10 protein-coding genes are annotated in these 16,846 nt (G+C 75.9%); 5 read left to right on the top strand and 5 right to left on the bottom strand.

Features of this window, described 5'->3' with window-relative positions:
- Positions 1 to 2: 2 nt before the first annotated feature.
- Positions 3 to 497 (bottom strand): SigE family RNA polymerase sigma factor, encoded by a 495-nt coding sequence (locus AB0I60_RS19780; RefSeq protein ID WP_360731737.1) that lies wholly within the window; start codon positions 495 to 497, stop codon positions 3 to 5.
- A 195-nt stretch (positions 498 to 692) separates the two neighbouring features.
- On the opposite strand from AB0I60_RS19780, the gene AB0I60_RS19775 reads away from it, so the two are divergent.
- Genes AB0I60_RS19775 through AB0I60_RS19765 form a run of 3 tightly spaced genes read left to right on the top strand, consistent with a single transcriptional unit; the run spans position 693 to position 5,887 of the window.
- A complete protein-coding gene (locus tag AB0I60_RS19775; protein WP_360731735.1) occupies positions 693 to 2,180 on the top strand; it encodes a serine protease in 1,488 nt (495 codons plus the stop codon).
- Entirely contained in the window at positions 2,177 to 4,438 is a 2,262-nt protein-coding gene (locus tag AB0I60_RS19770) for a tetratricopeptide repeat protein (RefSeq protein ID WP_360731733.1), read from the top strand. The genes AB0I60_RS19775 and AB0I60_RS19770 overlap by 4 nt, the downstream gene beginning before the upstream one ends.
- A 15-nt stretch (positions 4,439 to 4,453) precedes the next feature.
- Positions 4,454 to 5,887 (top strand): VWA domain-containing protein, encoded by a 1,434-nt coding sequence (locus AB0I60_RS19765; RefSeq protein WP_360731731.1) that lies wholly within the window; start codon positions 4,454 to 4,456, stop codon positions 5,885 to 5,887.
- A 13-nt stretch (positions 5,888 to 5,900) separates the two neighbouring features.
- Here the strand turns inward: AB0I60_RS19765 and AB0I60_RS19760 are convergent, their stop codons facing one another.
- Both AB0I60_RS19760 and AB0I60_RS19755 read right to left on the bottom strand, forming a co-directional pair.
- Entirely contained in the window at positions 5,901 to 8,693 is a 2,793-nt protein-coding gene (locus AB0I60_RS19760; protein WP_360731729.1) for a BTAD domain-containing putative transcriptional regulator, read from the bottom strand.
- 436 nt (positions 8,694 to 9,129) lie between these two features.
- The gene (locus AB0I60_RS19755; RefSeq protein ID WP_360731873.1) at positions 9,130 to 10,143 is read right to left on the bottom strand and encodes a helix-turn-helix domain-containing protein; all 1,014 of its coding nucleotides are present in this window, start codon (positions 10,141 to 10,143) and stop codon (positions 9,130 to 9,132) included.
- A gap of 270 nt (positions 10,144 to 10,413) precedes the next feature.
- On the opposite strand from AB0I60_RS19755, the gene AB0I60_RS19750 reads away from it, so the two are divergent.
- Complete coding sequence (locus AB0I60_RS19750; RefSeq protein WP_360731728.1) at positions 10,414 to 10,878, top strand: hypothetical protein; 465 nt, start codon at positions 10,414 to 10,416, stop codon at positions 10,876 to 10,878.
- A gap of 92 nt (positions 10,879 to 10,970) precedes the next feature.
- Here the strand turns inward: AB0I60_RS19750 and AB0I60_RS19745 are convergent, their stop codons facing one another.
- Entirely contained in the window at positions 10,971 to 12,413 is a 1,443-nt protein-coding gene (locus AB0I60_RS19745) for an NB-ARC domain-containing protein (RefSeq protein WP_360731726.1), read from the bottom strand.
- Between the two features lie 132 nt (positions 12,414 to 12,545).
- On the bottom strand, positions 12,546 to 13,802 hold the full coding sequence (locus tag AB0I60_RS19740; RefSeq protein ID WP_360731724.1) for a D-alanyl-D-alanine carboxypeptidase family protein: 1,257 nt from the start codon (positions 13,800 to 13,802) through the stop codon (positions 12,546 to 12,548).
- A 323-nt stretch (positions 13,803 to 14,125) separates the two neighbouring features.
- Here AB0I60_RS19740 and AB0I60_RS19735 point away from each other — a divergent pair, with 323 nt between their 5' ends.
- A complete protein-coding gene (locus AB0I60_RS19735; protein WP_360731722.1) occupies positions 14,126 to 16,825 on the top strand; it encodes a hypothetical protein in 2,700 nt (899 codons plus the stop codon).
- Positions 16,826 to 16,846 lie beyond the last annotated feature (21 nt).

Genomic DNA, 16,846 nt, shown 5'->3' with positions numbered 1-16,846 from the left:
CGTCACGCGGCCGTCCGGTCGGCGTCCACCGCCAGGAACCCGCGCAACGCGGTCAACCCCTTCGCGGCCTGGCTCTTGACCGTGCCCTCGGCGCAGCCCATCCGCCGCGCGGTCTCCGCCAGGCTCAGGTCGGCGCAGTAGCGCAGCACGACCGCCGCGCGCTGCCGGGGCGGCAGGCGCAGCAGCGCGGCCCGCACGTCCAGCACGTCCTCCACGCCGGCCGGGCGCGCGGCCACCGGCGGCAGCTCCCCCACCGCTGTTTCGTGCCTGCGGAACGGCCGCCGCCCCTCGTCGATCGCCGTGCGCAGCAGCACCTTGCGGGCGTAGGCGTCGAGGTTGACGTCCCGCGCCAGCCTCGGCCACGCCACGAACAGCTTCGTCAGCGTCGCCTGGGTCAGGTCGTCGGCGGCGTGCCGGTCGCCGCACATCCGGTAGGCGGTGCGGCGGATCGCGGCGGTGCCGGACTCCGCGAACCGCTGGAACTCTTCCTCGGTCACACCCCTGATCCGCCGCAGCACCCCCTCGCGTCCCCGTGCCGCGCATCACACCAACGGCGTGTCCGGCACTCGGAGCAGCCGCGCTGCGAAGATCGCGGAGAAGCGCCCGGCACCGGAAATTTCCACTGGGCCGAATGGTTGTCGCCCCGTCGAACAGCGGTGCTCACGGGATCGCGGCTGCCTACTCTGCCACCGATGACCGACCAGCAACCGCCCCCGCCGCGCGCCGGCCGGGAACCCTGGCGGGTCCGCATCCGCCGGGGCGGGACGGGCCCGGTGCTGGGCGCGGGCGTGCTGGTGGACCGCGCCCACGTCCTGACCTGCGCGCACGTGGTGGCCGGGCACGACGGGCTGGTCGCCGACATGGTGGAGGTCGCGGGCACCCCCAGCTCGCCCGCCCAGGTGATCAGGGGCCTGTTCGTGCCGCCCGACGAGGACGGGCACGGCGACGTCGCGCTGCTGCGCCTGGCCGTGCCGCAGCCCCGGGAGCACGTCGCCACGCTGCGCCGGGTAGCGCTGACCTTCGACCGGACCGTGCACGTGCTGGGCCACCCGCAGGGCCTGGACCTGGGCGTGTGGGCGAGGTTGACGCTGTCCGGGCACTCCGGCGCGGAGTGGCTCCAGATGAACCCGAGGTCGGCGACCGAGCCGCCGGTGCGGGTCGGGTTCAGCGGCGCGGGCGTCGCGGACTCGGCCACCGGGCACGTGCTGGGCGTCGTGGTCGCCCACCACGGCGCCACGGCCGGCCTGTCCTGGATGATCCCGGTCGACGTGGTCGCCGCCCACCTGCCGCCGGTCGCCCGGTGGATCGTCGGCGACACCGGCATCGACCCGCTGTTCGCCGACGTCCGGGGCGTGCCGGCGGGCACGGTTGCCGAACTGGCCGAGTGGCTGGGCCGGCGGCACCGGGGCGCGGCGGTGCTGGTCGTGCTCGGTGACGAGCTCGACGCCGTGCGGCAGGCGGTCGCGGTGTCCGGTGCGCGGTCCGAGGCGGGCGACGCGCCCGGCGTCGACCTGGCGCTGGACGTCGGCGGGTGCACGGCGGGCGAGGTGTCGGCGCGGGTCGTCGGCCGCGCGGGGCTGGCGGTGGACGCCGCCGAGAGCCCGTCGGACCGGCTGCGCGCGGGCGCTCCCCCGATGACGATCGTGCTGGACGGCGTGGACGAGGCCGACGACCCCGGCGCCCTGCTGGACGAGGTGATCCGGCCGGTGCTGGCGGCCGGCGGCCGGCTGGTGCTGGGCTTCCGGCAGGACGGGCCCGGCGGGTCGGCGGCGGCCCGCGAGCTGGCCTCGGAGTCGGTGGCCACGGTCGTGGACGCGTTCGCCGTCCGGGTCGCCGGGCTGCCCGACAACGCCCGGTGGCACGTGCGGCTGGGCGCGCTGCGCCAGGCCGCGCGACTCGACCCGGCGGCGGTGGCCCGGCGGCTGGGCGACTTCGAGCGCGCGCTGGCGCGGGCCGAGCGGCGGGTCCGGCGGGCGCGGGCGCTCGCCGACGACCGGGGGCTGCTCGGCGTGCTGCGGACCAGGGTGGGTGAGCACGGGCTGGCCGAGGACCCGGCGCTGGGCGAGGCGCTGCGGCGTGCCGAGGACGCGCTCGCCGGCGACCGGGCGGGCGCGCACGCCGCCGTCCGGGCCTACCAGGACGCGGTGCGCCGCGCGATCGACCAGGAGGGGACCACGTGACGCGTTGCACCAGGGGCGCGTGCGCCGGCTCGATCGACGAGACGGGGTACTGCGACACCTGCGACCGGCCGCCGGAGACCTCGGCGGCTCCGCAGCCGGCGACCGGGGCCTCCATGACGACCGCGGCGGGGTCGGCGGCGTCGGGGGCCGGTCCCGGTGCCTCGCGGCGCTCCCGCGAGAGCGACCCGTACGCGCTGCCGGTGTTCGACTTCCCCGACCCGTCCAGCCGCATCCTCACCGACTTCCGCGTCCCGGACCGCAAGCGGCGGTGCGCCGGCGAGAAGTGCCCCGACCGCAACCGGCTGCCCGCCGGCGGCGCGGGCTACTGCCTGGCGTGCGGCAAGCCGTTCTCGTTCCTGCCCAGCCTGGAGCCCGGCGACCTGGTGGAGCAGCGCTACGAGGTGCTGGGCTGCATCGACCGGGGCGGCCTGGGGTGGGTGTACCTGGCCAAGGACGCCCGGCTCAACGGCCGCCTGTGCGTGCTCAAGGGGCTGATCGACACCGCCGACACCGCGCTGTCGCAGTCCGAGCTGTGGGCGCTCACCCAGATCGACCACCCCAACATCGTCGGGGTCTACAACTTCGTCGCGCACCCGGACGCGCACACCGGCGAGACGCGCGACTACATCGTGATGGAGTACGTCAGCGGGCTCCCGCTCAGCGCGGTGGCCGCGCACGCCCAGCACGGGCGGGGCGTGCTCAGCGAACCGCTGCTGACCGAGCACGTGATCACCTGCGTGCTCCAGGTGCTGGCCGCGCTGGACCACCTGCACGAGCGCGGCCTGCTGTACTGCGACCTCAAACCGGACAACGTGATCATGCGGCCCGACGGGCAGGGCAGCCGCGCCAACCGGGTCAAGCTGATCGACCTCGGCGGGGTGCGCCGGGCCGACGACCGCACCAGCCAGGTCGTCGGCACCCCGCAGTTCCAGGTGTCCCGCGCGGAGATCGCCGAGCACGGGCTGACCGTGCGCTCGGAGGTGCACACCGTCGGCGAGACCCTGCACCAGCTCTACCGGGCCACCGCCGACCACACCGGCCAGCAGGTGCCCGCCGAGCAGCACCTGCGCGACCAGCAGCGGATCGCACCCGGCATCGAGTCGTTCCGCCGGCTGTGCGCGCGGGCCAAGGACCCCGACCCGGCCCGGCGGTTCGGCGGCGCGGCGGAGATGGCCGACCAGCTGCGCGGCGTGCAGCGGGAGATCGCCGCGCTGCGCGACGGCCGGCCGCGCCCGGAGCCGTCGGAGGTGTTCGAGTCCAACGCGGTGCCGCTGGACGCCGGGCTGGGCGCGGTGCCGCCGCTGACCCGCTGGACGCGCCGCCCGGCCGGGGTCCGCCTCGCCGACCTGCCGCTGGACGTCGGCACGCCGTCGCCCCGGGCCGTCGCGGTCGGCCTGCCCGCGCCGAGGGTGCACTCCGCCGACCCGGTGGCGGCGCTGCTCGACGCGGCCACCGACGACGCGGCGCGGCTGCTGGCCGTGCTGGTCGAGGCCGACCTGCCCGGCGCGGAGGCCGCGTTCGCCCGCTGCCGCGCGGCGCTGGCCGCCGACGACCTCGACGCGGCCCGCGCCGCCCTGGCGCAGGCACGCGAGCGGGTGGGCGGCACCCCGGACTGGCGGCTGTGGTGGCACGACGGCCTGGTGCTGCTCGCCCAGGACGAGCCGGACCTCGACGCGGCGCGGGCGCGCTTCGACGACGTCTACGCCGCGCTGCCGGGCGAGATCGTGCCCCGGCTCGCCCTGGCCTACTGCACCGAGCGCATCGGCGACCCGGCGGCGGCCGAGTCGCACTACCTCGCCGTGTGGCGGCGCGACCGGTCGGTGGCCGGCGCGGTGTTCGGGCTGGCCCGCGCCCACCTCGCGCGCGGCGACCGGGCGGGCGCGGTGGCCCTGCTGGACGAGACGCCCGCGATCTCCCGGCACCACGACGCGGCCCGGATCGCCGCCGTGCGGGTGCTCGGCGAGCGGCTCGCGGACGGGTCCCGGCCGAGCGCGGCGGACCTGGCCGAGGCCGCCACCCGGCTGGCGGCGCTCCACCTGGACGGCGGTGCCCCGGCCGGCGAGTCGCGCACCCGGCTTGAGGCCGTGGTGCACGAGGCCCGGTTCGGCCTGGGCCCCGCCACCGGTGGCCCCGAGACCGCCCTGCGCGCCCTGCTGGAGAGGTGCTACCGGGCGCTGGCGCGGCAGGCCGGGGAGCGGGCCGACCGCTCCGACCTGGTCGACCTGGCCAACCAGCACCGCCCGTTCACGTTCCGCTGACCCGAGGGGGACCCCGTGCCGGACCGACCCGAGTTCGAGCTGCTCGTCACCCAGAACCCCTACCTGTCGCCGGCCGAGGACGAGGTGCACGCGGCGCTCGTGGTGCGGGCCCGGGTGCCCGAGGCCGCCGGCGCGCTGCCGGACGTGGCCCAGGTGATCGTGGTCGACTGCTCGGGTTCGATGTCCTACCCGGCGAACAAGATCTCGGCGGCCCGGCAGGGCACCAGGGCCGCGATCGGCGCGCTGCGCGACGGCGCGCTGTTCGCCGTGGTCGCGGGCACCGAGCGGGCCCGGCAGGTCTACCCGGCGCAGGGGCTGGCCACGGCGAACCCGAAGACCCGCAAGGAGGCCAGGGCGGCGGTGCGGAAGCTGACCGCGTCGGGCGGCACGGCCATCGGCCGCTGGCTGGCCCTCGCCGGACGGCTGCTGCGCGAGCACCCCGACGCCGTGCGGCACGTCATCCTGCTGACCGACGGCCAGAACGGCGAGCCGGCCGAGGAGCTCGACCGCGTGCTGGACGAGCACCGCGCGGACTTCTCCTGCGACGCCCGGGGCATCGGCACCGACTGGCTGCCCTCGGAGCTGGTGCGCATCGCCGAGGCGATGAACGGCACCGCCGACGCGATCCGCCGCCCCGACGACCTCGTCGACGACTTCGCCGCGATGACCCGCACCGCCATGGCCAAGCACGTGCCGGAGCTGCGGATCCTGGTGAGCACCACCGCCGGGGCCCGCCTCGGCTTCCTGCGCCAGACCCACCCGGCGGAGGCCGACCTGGTCGGCGTCCCGCTCGACGAGCGCACCACCGCGTTCCCCACCGGCTCCTGGGGTGCGGAGACCCGCGAGTACCACCTGCGCCTCGCGCTCGACCGCGCGGACGACGCGGAGCGCGGCACGGACCTCCGGGTGGCCCGCATCGACCTGGAGATGCGCCCGCCCGAGCACGCCGGGCACGTCAAGGCGGGCAGGCCGAAGGCGGTGATCGTGCACTACACCGACGAGTCCGCCCTCTCCAGCCGGGTCGACCCGGCGCTCGCGCACTACGCCGGGCAGGCCGAGCTGGCCCGCGCCGTGATGGAGGGCTACGACGCCCACGGGTGCGGCGACCTGGCGGGCGCGGCGGCGCGGTGGGGCCGGGCGGTGGTGCTGGCCACCGGACTGGGCAACGACGAGGTGCTGACCCAGCTGCTGCGACTGGTCGACGTGGTCGGCGAGCCCGGTGACGGCGTGGTCCGGGTGAAGCAGGACCTCGCCGTGGAGGACCTGCTGCGGATCGCGGTCATCTCCCGCCAGTCCAGCGTCAGCGTCTACGGGTCGTCGGTGCAGGAGGAACCCCGGACCGTCGAACGGGTGCCCGAGGGCCCGGCCGTCCGCTGCGGCTCGTGCGGCCGGGAGTGGCCGGCGGGGGCGCGGTTCTGCGGCGACTGCGGACGGCCGATCATGGTGTGACCCGTGCGGGCGGTCAGGTCGCCGGGGTGCTGTCGAGGGCGTCGAGCTGCCGTTCGACGCGGTCGACGTCGGCTTCGCGCTGTTGCTCCCGGTACAGCTCCAACGCCTCCCGCCACGCCTCGCGGGCCTCGTCGTGCCACCCGAGGGCGGCGTAGGGGTGGCCCACGCTGTCGAGGGTGTCCGCGACCTGGGAGCTGTGGCCGAGGTCCCGGCACAGGGCCAGCGCCCGGCGGTAGTGGTCCACGGCCTGCCGGTGGTCGCCGGTGCGGTGGGCGATGAGCCCGAGGCTGTCCAGGGCGGCGGCCTCGCCGTCGGTGTTGTGGTGCCGGCGGTGCAGGGCGAGGGCCGTCCGGCAGTGCTCGTCGGCAATGTCGTGCTCGTCCAGGCGCGTGGCGTACCAGCCCACCTGGTTGTGCGCGTCGGCCTCCCACGTCGGCCGGCCGAGGGGGCGGTAGAGGTCGAGGGCGTGCCGTGCGTGGTGCAGGGCACGCCGGTCGTCGCCCCGCCCCGCCGAGGCGAACGCGAGCACCCGGTGGGTGTGCGCCTGCTCGGCGACGTCGTGGTGGCGCGCGGCCACGTCGAGGGCCTCCCCCAGGTGCGCGGTGGCCTCCTCGTGCAGGCCCAGCCGGGAGCACACCCGGCCGAGGAGCCGGTGGGCGCGGGTGAGGGCGGTGGGGTCGGGCAGGTGCGCGGCGGCGTCCAGCGCGGCCCGCCAGGCGGCGAGGGCGTCGTGCAGGTGCCCCTGCCGGAAGTGGAAGATGTCCAGCGCCCAGGCCAGGTGCCAGACGAGGTGGTGGCGGCCGAGGTCGGCGGCGGCGCGCTGGGTGGCCAGCAGGGTGGCGTGCTCGGCCTCCAGCCAGGCCATCGCGGCTGCGGTGTCGGGCAGCGGGAGGGGCTGGACGCCCGGCGTGGGAGGGCAGGGCGGCACGAGCGGGCGCTGGGGTTCCAGCAGGCGGTCGGCGGCGTGCGCGGTGTGCAGGTGGAAGTCCATCACCCGGGCCGGCGCCGCCTGCCGCTCGTCGTCGGACACGGTGCGGTGCGCGGTGGCGGCGGCGTAGTCGCGGACCAGGTCGTGCATGGCGTACCGGCCGTGCGGCCGGCGCTCGACCAGCGACGCCTCCTCCAGGGCGGACAGCGCCCGGTGCACGCGGGCCGGGGGCAGGCCGGTCAGGGCGACCACGGCGGCCCGCGTGGTGTCGGGACCGGGGGCGATGCCCGCCAGCGCGAACACGGTGCGCTGCTCGTCGGTCAGCCGGCGCAGCGACCAGGACAGCACCGTGGGCAGGCTGGCGGCGGGGTCGGTGTCGTGGTCGAGCACCTCCAGACCCAGTTCGCGCAGCTCGGCGGCGATCTCGGCGAGCGCGAGGCCGGGGCGGGTGGCGGCGTTGCGCGCGGTGATCGACAGGGCCAGCGGGTAGCCCCCGCACAGCTCGACCAGCTCGTCCACGGCGGCGGGCTCGGCGGCGACCCGGCCCGCGCCGAGGCGTCCGGCCAGCAGGTCCCGCGCCTCGGCCCGGGTCAGCACGCCCAGGGGCAGGTGGCGCGCGCCGTGCCGGTCGATCAGGGAGGCCGGCCGGCGGCGGCCGGTCACCAGCACGGTGCAGGTCGGGCTGCCCGGCAGCAGCGGGACGACCTGCTCGGCGGAGGCGGCGTTGTCCAGCACCACGAGCACCCGCCGGCCCGCGACCAGGTCGCGGTAGCGCGCGGCCAGGTCGTCCAGGCCCGGCGGGAGGCTGCCGGGGTCGGCGCCCAGGGCTGTGAGGAACCCGCGCAGCGCGTCCGCCGGGTCGGTCGGCCGCCCGGACGGGCTGAACCCGTGCAGGTCCACGAAGAGCTGACCGTCGGGGAACCGGTCCAGGTGTCGGTGGGCCCAGGTCAGCGCGAGCCAGGTCTTGCCGATGCCACCGGCGCCGGCGAGCGCCGAGATCACCACGGCGCCGCCCGCCTCGGCCCGGTCGTCCAGGGCGGCGGTGAGGTGGGCGAGTTCCCGGGTGCGCCCGGTGAACAGCCTCGGCGGCGCGGGCAGGTGCCGGGGCACGGGCACGCGCTCGGCGGCGGGGGCGGCCAGCGCCGGGTCGGCGGTGAGGACCTGCTGGAACAGCTGTTGCAGGGCGGGGCCGGGGTTGGTGCCCAGCTCGTCGGCGAGCCGCTGCCGGAGGTGCCGGTAGTGGGTCAGGGCGTCGGCGGCGCGGCCGTTGCGGTAGTAGGCCAGGACCACCTGGCCCGCCAGGCGTTCGTCCAGCGGGTGGCGGTGGCTGCGGGCGGTCAGCTCGGGCAGCAGCGCGGCGTGACGGCCCTGCCGCAGGTGCAGGTCGGTGAGGTCGAGCTGGGCGGTGTGGTGCTCCTGGAGGACCGAGTCGCGCAGCGTGGTGAACCACGGGGTGTCCAGACCGGCGAACGGCTCGCCTTCCCACCGTGCCAGGGCCTGCGCGAACAGCGCGGCGGCGTCGGCGTCGTCACCGGTGGCCCGCGCCTGCGCGACCTCGGCGCGGAACCGGTGCAGGTCCACGGTGTCGGGGTCGGCGCTGAGCCGGTACCCGGTCGCCTGCCAGGTGATGGCGACCCCCGGCACGTCGGCGAGCGCGCTGCGGAGCAGGGAGATGCCGTGCTGCACCCCGTTGCGCGGGCGGCGCAGCGGGCGTCGGGCACCCCAGACCCGGTCGATGAACCGGTCGACGGACACCGTGCGGTTGATTTCGACCAGCAGCACCGCCAAGACCGCGCGCAGTTGGCTGTGCCCGATGTCGACCGGGTTCCCGTCGAGGTGCGCCTCGATGTTGCCCAGCAGGCGGAATTCTGTGGCCATCGCCCCGTCTCCGACTCTTCCTCGTGATCGGGCGGGACCTGTCATAGCTGTTCCGACCAGGGCGTTCAAGCGCTACCGAAGAGATTCGGGCATTCGGTCGGGCACACTGGCCCGGCCAGGGGGCGTCGAGGACGCGGAACCGGTCACCCCGCCGCACCGACCGGATCGGCGGGTCGGTCCCCCCGGTGATCCGGAGCGGCCGGCGCGCGGGCCGTGTCGACGTCGGTTCCCGCACCGCGATCCCGGTCGGCGGGCCCCACCCCCCTGGGCCCGCCGACCGTCCCCCCTGATGAGGGGCCACGACCGGCCGCCGTCTCACACCCCGTCGAGCAGGGGCACGATCGCCGTGATCGCCGTGATCGCCTTGTACGCCTCCAGCAGCAGCCCGAACAGCGGGCCGAGCTCGCCACGCACGAGGTCGTCACGCACGAGGTCGTCACGGCGGCGGAATGAGTTCGATCAGGAATTCCTGGTCGGCGGCACCGGAACAACGGCCTCGGACGATCTCCGCGCCATCGGTGGTGTCCTGGTCGCGCAGGCTCAAGCACTGATCACCGGCAGCCGGGCGGATGCGGAAGTGGGCTGCTGCCGGCGGACCGATCGGTTCGATCCTGAAGCGCTGCGCCGGGTTGTCGTCGGCGCAGTCCTCCCGTGGCTCGACCAGGTTCGAGCCGACTCCTTCGAGCAGCACGGTCAGGCACCCGATGCTGTGCTTCGGGTGGTGCCACTGGATCTGCACCGCGTTGTCACCCAGAGGTTCGATGAACGTGCGCGGCGAGACGGTTTGCGCACAGGGACGTTGAACGGCGATCTCCGTCTCGTAGCGCCCCCTGCGCTCCTTGCCCTCGGTGACGCACAGTTCCGGCGTTCGGGCCGGGTGGATACGCGCCCAACTGCCTGCGGCCAGGATTCTCAACCCCGCAACGGATTCCGTGCCGGGAGGTGCCGGGTGTCGGGTGTCCGCGTTCGACAGGAGCGCCTGGACGCCCAGGGTGCCCAGGACGCCGACACTCATCGCTGCGACCACGCTTCCCGCTCGACGCCACCACCGGAACCCGGGAGCGACGGGTTCCTCCGGCCGAGGAACGTCCTCCGCTTCGCCATCGGCGTCCTCGTCGCCGTGGGTGTGGTCGCCGGGCTGAGCCTGGTCGCCGATGGCGATGCGGGCGCGGGCGTCCAACCACAGGCGGACCTCGTCGTCACCGAGGCCGCACGCGCGGGTGAACGCGGCGACGAACGACTCACGCGGCAACGTGGCCCGGCCCAGCGTGGTCGCGATCGTGCTGGTCGGGATCGGTTCGCCGAGCGCGGTCGTCTTCCCCTCCACCTGCCGGTAGGTCAGGCCGGACCACGCCCGCAACGCGCGCAGCGCAGCCGTGAACTCGGCCGCCGTGCCGGCCGGGGGTGGCTGTGGTGCTTCCAGCGGCAGCCCGGCCGGCCCCTCCCCCATGCCTCTGCTCATGCCCCACAGCGTGGCCGGGCGGCGCAACTCCGGCGACCGCCGTTCCAGTGATCAACACGGCACGCGGTTCGGTCCCGTCCCGCTGAAAGCGACTTGTGCTCAGGACGTTCGAAACAACCGGGTCCCCTTGTTCGAACACATCGGAACGTGATTCCGCCTTGTCCGCACCCCGGAACCGTGGCCACGCTCGGAGTCGGTCGGACCACAGCCGCTCCGGCCTGACGGACACCGCACGTCACGGAAATCGGAGATCATCCCATGAAGAAGAACCGACTGCTCTCGGCGCTGTCCGCCCTGGTCGCCGTGCCGACCCTGGTGCTGTCGCTGACCGGCACCGCCCACGCTGCGGACGGGTGGCAGCCCACCGTGGACGCGTCCGACAGCGGTCCCGGCCAAACGGGCGTGTACTGCGCCGAAACGGACGGCTTGGTCCCCTTGGGTTACGGGTGCTTCGTGTCCTACGGCGAATGGTTCTGGCTGCGGGACGAGAACGCGAACAACTCCCCGGTGGCCATCTCCTGGCTGTACGAGTCCCCCGACGGGGACTACCGGAGCGGCGTCATCTACAACAGCCTGGGCAAGGCCCGTGGCTGGACGAACCTGAACAAGAGCTTCGAGGAGAACGGCAGGCTGACGATCACCGTCTGCGAGGTCACCAGCATCGCCAACGAGACCCTGAGCTCGGGCACCTGCGGCGTCCCGCACACCGACATCCCCACCTGATCGACAGACCGCCGGTCGAGCGGCGATGACTCCGGCCCCCACCGCACTCGGAGTGCGGTGGGGGCCGGAGTTCCGGCGATGGCACACGCGCCTCACGCGGCAGTGCCGGACGGGCCGCTCACTCGGCGATTCGTCCCTTCCACGACCGGCGGGCGGCTTCGGGCGTACTCGCGCAGCAGGCCGGGCACCCGGTAGCGGTCGTTGCCCAGGTACGCCACGAGGTGGTGGCGAGTGAGGTTGCGCAGCAGGGTGCGGGCTCGTGGCTGGTCCACGTTCAGCGCGGCGGCGGCGGTCGGTGGGGTGATCGTGGGTCGGGGTGTGGTGCCGAACAAACGGAACAGGCGCTTCGACGGGGTGTCCAGGGCGTCGTACGACCGGTGGAAGGTTGCTGTCAGGCTCACGTCGCTCCTGTCCTCCAGCACCCTCAGCGCGCCCGTGCGCAACTCTGCCACCAGGTCGGCCAGTGGGGTGTCGGATGTCGGGTCGAGCACGGTGGCCGCGACTCGCAACGCCAGTGGCACGCCGTCGCACAGATCGGCCACCGCGCCGGCTGCGCCGGGCTCGGCCGCGACCAGCCGATCGCCCGCCGCCCGTGCCAGCAGTCGGACTGCGTCGTCCCGGGCCAGCGGCGGCACCCCGACCAGGTGAGCGCCGTCGTGCACGGCCAGCGCGGTCAGGCGGTTGCGGCTGGTCACCAGCGTGCACGAGCCGGGGGCGGACGGGCGCAGCGGACGCACCTGGTCGGGCGACCCGGCGTTGTCCAGCACGACCAGCACCCGCCGGTCCGCGACCACCGAGCGGTACAGGGCGACGGCCTGTCGCACGTCGTCCGGCACGGCCGGTGCCGGCACGCCCAGCCCTACCAGCAGGTGCGCCACGGCGGAGGGCACCGGGAGCGGGTCGGCGAGGTCCAGGTGGAGCCGCCCGTCCGGGAACCGGTGCGCGGCCCGGTGCGCCCACCGCACGGCCAGCGCGGACTTCCCGACCCCCGGCGGCCCGGTGACGACGACCAGCGGGGAAACCGTCCCGTCGACCACCGCGTCCAGCTCGGCCAGGTGCCGGCTCCGACCGACCTGGGCGGCCGGGCACGCGGGCAGTTGCTGCGGGACCGGCGGGGTGAATGCCGAACCCGGCGGGTCGCCCGGAGACCCCGTGGACGCTTCAAGAGTGACAGCCGGCTGCTCAAGCTTCGGCCGGTTGTCGAGCAGGGTCGGATCGACGGGTGCCGGCGGAACGGTGGGTTCCGGTGGGCGGGGCAGGGCGGTGGTCAGGATGCGGAGACGGGCCGTCAGCCAGGTGTCCACCTCCTCCGCGTCCGCACCGCAGGCCCGCACGAACGTGGCGACCAGCTCGGCCCCCGGCAGCGTCGAGCGGCCCAGCATCGAGGCGGTGGTGCTGGGCGGCAGCGCCCGGCCGCACTGCCGGGCCCGCCGGTCGAGCTGCCGGTAGGACAACCCGGCCACCGCCCTGCGCCGCCGCAGCAGCGCCACGAAGTCCGCGCTCCCCCTGGCCCCGACCGGGTCGATTTCCTCCACGGCCCCTCCGATCCCCCGCCACCGCCCCCCGGCGGCCGATCCGACGATCGCCGTCCGCCCTGGAACCGATCTCGGACATGTCTCGAATCGGCTGGCCACGGCGGCAGCCGGGTCCACGACGAGGGGAGGGGGTCAGTCCGGGGTGGCGGCGGCTCGGACCGCGCGGGCGCGGCGCTTGCGGAGGTAGACCACCAGGCCCAGGAGCAGGCCGGTGCCGGCGGCGATCGTGATCGGCAGGCCGATCGTGCCGAACGCGTCCGGGTCGCGCAGGTCCTGCGCGCCCGCGACCTCCGCCGGCGGGATCGCACCCGACGTCGGGGAGGTCGGCGGGGTGGGGTTCGTCGTCTTCGGCGCGCCGTCCACCAGCCGGCCGACCGGGTTGGCCGGGGGCAGCGCGAAGCCGTAGTCCAGCAGCAGCGCGGCCTGCTCCGTCAGGCGCAACGGCTGCGGCTCGCCGCGCAGCAGGACCACGACCAGGCGGCGGGAGCCGCGTTGGGCCGCACCGACGAACGTGTGGCGGGCGTCGTCGGTGAAGCCGGTCTTGCCGCCGAGCGCGCCCTCGTAGGTGGACAGGAGCCGGTTGTCGGTGCCGAGCACCACGGTCCCGTTGCCGTCGGCGGCCGGGAAGTCGACCACCGGGGTGGCGATGGCCCTGGCGATCCGGGGCTGCTTGAGCGCGGCCCGGAAGATCAGCGCCATGTCGTAGGCCGACGTGCTCATGCCGGGCGCGTCCAACCCCGACGGCGACGCCGCGCGGGTGTCCAGCGCGCCCCACTCGGCGGCCCGCGCGTTCATCTTGGCCAGCGCGGCGGGGACGCCGCCGAGCTTGCGCGCCAGCGCGTGGGCGACGTCGTTGCCCGACACCATCATCAGCACCTGGAGGAGCTGGTCGACGGTGTACTCCGCGCCTTCGCGCAGGCCGACGCACGTGCACTCCTGGGCGGTGTCCTCGGCGGTCGCCACGACCTTCGCGTCGGCGGGCAGCTCGGCGACCACGACGGCCGCGAGCAGCACCTTGATCACCGACGCCGGGCGCTGCCTGCCGTGCGGGTCCTGGCCCGCGAGCACCGCGCCGGAGTCCAGGTCGGCGAGCACCCACCCGGCGGCGGTGAGGCCGTCCGGGAGCTTCGGGGCGTCGGCGGGCAGCACCAGGCCGCACCCGCCGAGCTTGTCGCCGCCGACCGGCTCGTCGGGCACCCGCAGCGCCGGGGGCGGCGTCCCGCCGGGCGGCACCTGCTCGGACGTGTCGACCGGCGGGGGCGGGGCCACCCGGTTGCCGCACGCCCCCGGCTGGCCGTGGGCGGTCGGGGCACCGAGCACGGCGGTGGCCGCCAGCGCGCAGCAGGCGAGTGCCAGGGCAGCGGGTCGTCGGGACGCGGGGAGGCGCACGCGGCACAGGCTAACGGCACCCACCCGCACCCGGTCGTGGCCGGTCCCACCTGCCCCTGACGGGGACGCCCGCCTCGGCACCGGAGGGACCCGGTCCACCGTCCCGGGTCGACGGACGTGGAACCGGTGTCGAGGCGCGGCCGGGCCCGGAACCCCTCTTCCCTCCACAGTGGACCGCGGCGGGAAAGGTTATCCTCTACCGCACAAGCATTCCGGAGTCACCCATTTCAGCTGGGGTGAAACCCGCCTTCTGTCGCTTGTAGTGCCGTCCGCGTCGGCGCTAGACAAGGTGCGGGCGAACGCGATGCGAGGGGAATTCCACCATGCGCCTGAAAACGCTGCCGGTCGCTGCTGCGCTGCTCGTGACGAGCCTCGCCGCACCGGCCCCGGTCGCCGCTGCGGCGGCGGCGGATCCGCCGGCTCCCGGGTGGACGTCCACCGGCACGGAGCTGGTGTGGACCGCACCGCGCCCGGTACCGGCGGGCGGCGCGGCGGTCGAGTTCTGGGACGGCGACCGCCTGCTGGGCCGGCCGCTCCCCTCCGCCGACCTGCGCTCGTACGCGCTGGCCTCGCCCGGGGTCCGCAGCACCGAGGGGCTCCAGGTCAGGGCAGCCGGCCGGCGGCTCGACGCCGAGGAACCCGCGCGCGTCACGGCGGCACCGCCGCCCGCGCCCGCGCCGGGACCGGCGGCGGCCGTCGACCCCGGCACGCCCGGCCCGTTCCCGACCCGCACCGGCGAGTACGCCCTCGACCCGATCACCGTGCCGGGGTACGCCGCACCGATCGAGGTGCAGGCCGTGGTGGTGGCGCCGGAGGGGCTGCCCGGCCCGCGCCCGCTCGCGCTGTTCCTGCACGGCAGGCACTTCACCTGCTACGACCCCGCGACGCCGGACAGCGTCCTGCTGGTGTGGCCGTGCCCGGCGGGCACCAGGGCGGTGCCCAGCCACCGGGGCTACCTCCAGGCGCAGCGGCTGCTCGCCTCGCAGGGCTACGTCACGGTGTCGGTGTCCGCCAACGGCGTCAACGCGCAGGACGCCCAGGACCCCGAGGCGGGCGCGGGCGCGCGGTCCGCGCTGGTCCGCACGCACCTGGCGAAGTGGGCGGACTGGGCGGGCACCGGCCGCCCGACGGCACCCGACGCGGTCCGCGCGGCACCGGTCGCCGACCTGGCGAACGTGGTCCTGGTCGGGCACTCGCGCGGCGGCGAGGGCGTCAACCGGGCCGCCACCGACAGCCTCACCCCGCCGCCGCCCGGCAGCGGCCACGACGGGCCGGCCCGCTGGACGATCAAGGGCGACCTGCTGATCGGCCCGACGCTGTTCGGCCACAACCCCGCGCCGGACGTCCCGTCCGCGACCATCCTGCCGGGGTGCGACGGCGACGTGAGCGACCTCCAGGGACAGCTCTACCTGGACGCCACCCGGGGACTGGGCCGGGGCACCGCGCTGCACAGCGCCCTGTACTTCGTGGGCGCGAACCACAACTACTTCAACACCGAGTGGACGCCCGGCCAGGCCGAGGCCCCGGCGGACGACGACTTCTCGACCCCGCCGGCCGACCCGGTCTGCTCGCCGGGCACCGGGACCCGGCTGACCCCGGTCCAGCAGCAGACGGCCGGTGCCACCTACGTCGCGGCGGCGGCGCGGCTGTTCGTCGCGGGCGACCAGCGCGTGCTGCCGCTGCTGGACGGCTCGGGCGCGCGAGCGCCCTCCGCCGACCCGGCGCGCGTGCTGTCCCACGCGGTGGGCGGCGCGCGGTCGGCGTTCGTCGTGCCGGACCAGGCGACGGTGGCCGAGGGTGCCGCGCGGGTGTGCCTGCAAGTGACCAAGGACGCGGCGGCGGCGTGCGTCGACCCGGCGGAGTGGCGCGCGTCGCCGCACTTCACCCGGTTCAACGGCATCGAGCCGGAGCCCGACCGCCACGCCGTCGCCCTGTCGTGGTCGCAGGCGGGCCAGGTCGCACGGGTGCGCCCCGGCCGGGAGGTCTCGCTGGCCGGGGCGCGGGCGCTGGCGCTGCGGCTGATCGTGCCGCCGAACAGCACCGGCACCCGGTTCGACGTGGCGGTCACCGACGCGGGCGGGCACCGCGCGGTGCTGGGCGCGGTGGCGCTCGACGGGCTGCCCGCCACCTCGCGGATGTCGGCGCGGTGGGCGCAGGAGGTCCGCGTGCCGCTGTCGGCGCACGGCGTCGACCTGCACCGGGTCACCGCGCTGGAACTGGTGCCGCACGGCGCGTCGGGCACGGCGTGGCTGGTGGACGCCCACGGCTGGGACCACGGCCTGCCGGACCCCGGCGCGGGCCCGCTGCCGCGCGTGGACGTCGGCGTGGTGACCGTGGCCGAGGGCGACTCCGGCACCCGCACCTACCAGGTGCCGGTCACCGTGACCGGCGACGGCCCCGGCTCCTTCCGGCTGTTCGCCTACGACGACGCCCGCCGCTCGTTCACCCAGCGGCTGGTCACGCTCGAACCGGGCGGGCACGTGGTCCGGACGCCCATGGAGGTCACCGGCAACACCCGGTGGAGCCCGGACTCCCAGCGCCCGCTGCTGGTCAAAGCCGTGCGGGGCACGGTCGCCGGCCGGTACGCGGGCGGGCTCGCCGTCCGGGAGGACGACCCCCGGCCGACGATCACCGTCACCCCGGTGGCCGACCGGGTCGCCGAGGGCGGGGTGCTGACCTGGCGGGCGACGCTGTCCGCGCCGGCCGACGTGGGCATCGGGCTGGTCGGCGCACCGGTCGTCCCGCCCGGCGGGCCGGAGCTGTCCACCACCGACGTGGACGGGCAGTGGTTCCGCCGGCAGTCCCACCAGGAGGACCCGCTGCCGTCCCGCCCGCTGTCCACGACCGGGCTCCAGGTCCAGGTCTACTTCCCGCCGGGCGAGGTGACCTCGGAGTTCACCGTGCCGACCGCCGCCGACACCGAGGCGGAGCCCGCCGAGGCGGTCCGGCTGCTGCTCACCGCGTGGCCGCCGGGCAGCCCCGACCTGGTGGTCACCGGCACCGTCACCGACCCGGCCGGCTGACCGGCCCCGCACGCGGAGCGG

It is taken from the genome of Actinosynnema sp. NPDC050436 (assembly GCF_040655415.1).
Taxonomy (GTDB): Bacteria; Actinomycetota; Actinomycetes; order Mycobacteriales; family Pseudonocardiaceae; genus Actinosynnema.
Note: the sequence above shows the minus strand (reverse complement) of the source record. Positions and strands in the feature narration are given on the sequence as shown.

Bases quoted from the DNA above. Each gene is read 5' to 3' on its own strand.
- AB0I60_RS19775 (WP_360731735.1), top strand. From the start codon at position 693: ATGACCGACCAGCAACCGCCCCCGCCGCGCGCCGGCCGGGAACCCTGG.
- AB0I60_RS19760 (WP_360731729.1), bottom strand. From the start codon at position 8,693: ATGGCCACAGAATTCCGCCTGCTGGGCAACATCGAGGCGCACCTCGAC.
- AB0I60_RS19755 (WP_360731873.1), bottom strand. From the start codon at position 10,143: ATGGGGGAGGGGCCGGCCGGGCTGCCGCTGGAAGCACCACAGCCACCC.
- AB0I60_RS19750 (WP_360731728.1), top strand. From the start codon at position 10,414: ATGAAGAAGAACCGACTGCTCTCGGCGCTGTCCGCCCTGGTCGCCGTG.
- AB0I60_RS19735 (WP_360731722.1), top strand. From the start codon at position 14,126: ATGCGCCTGAAAACGCTGCCGGTCGCTGCTGCGCTGCTCGTGACGAGC.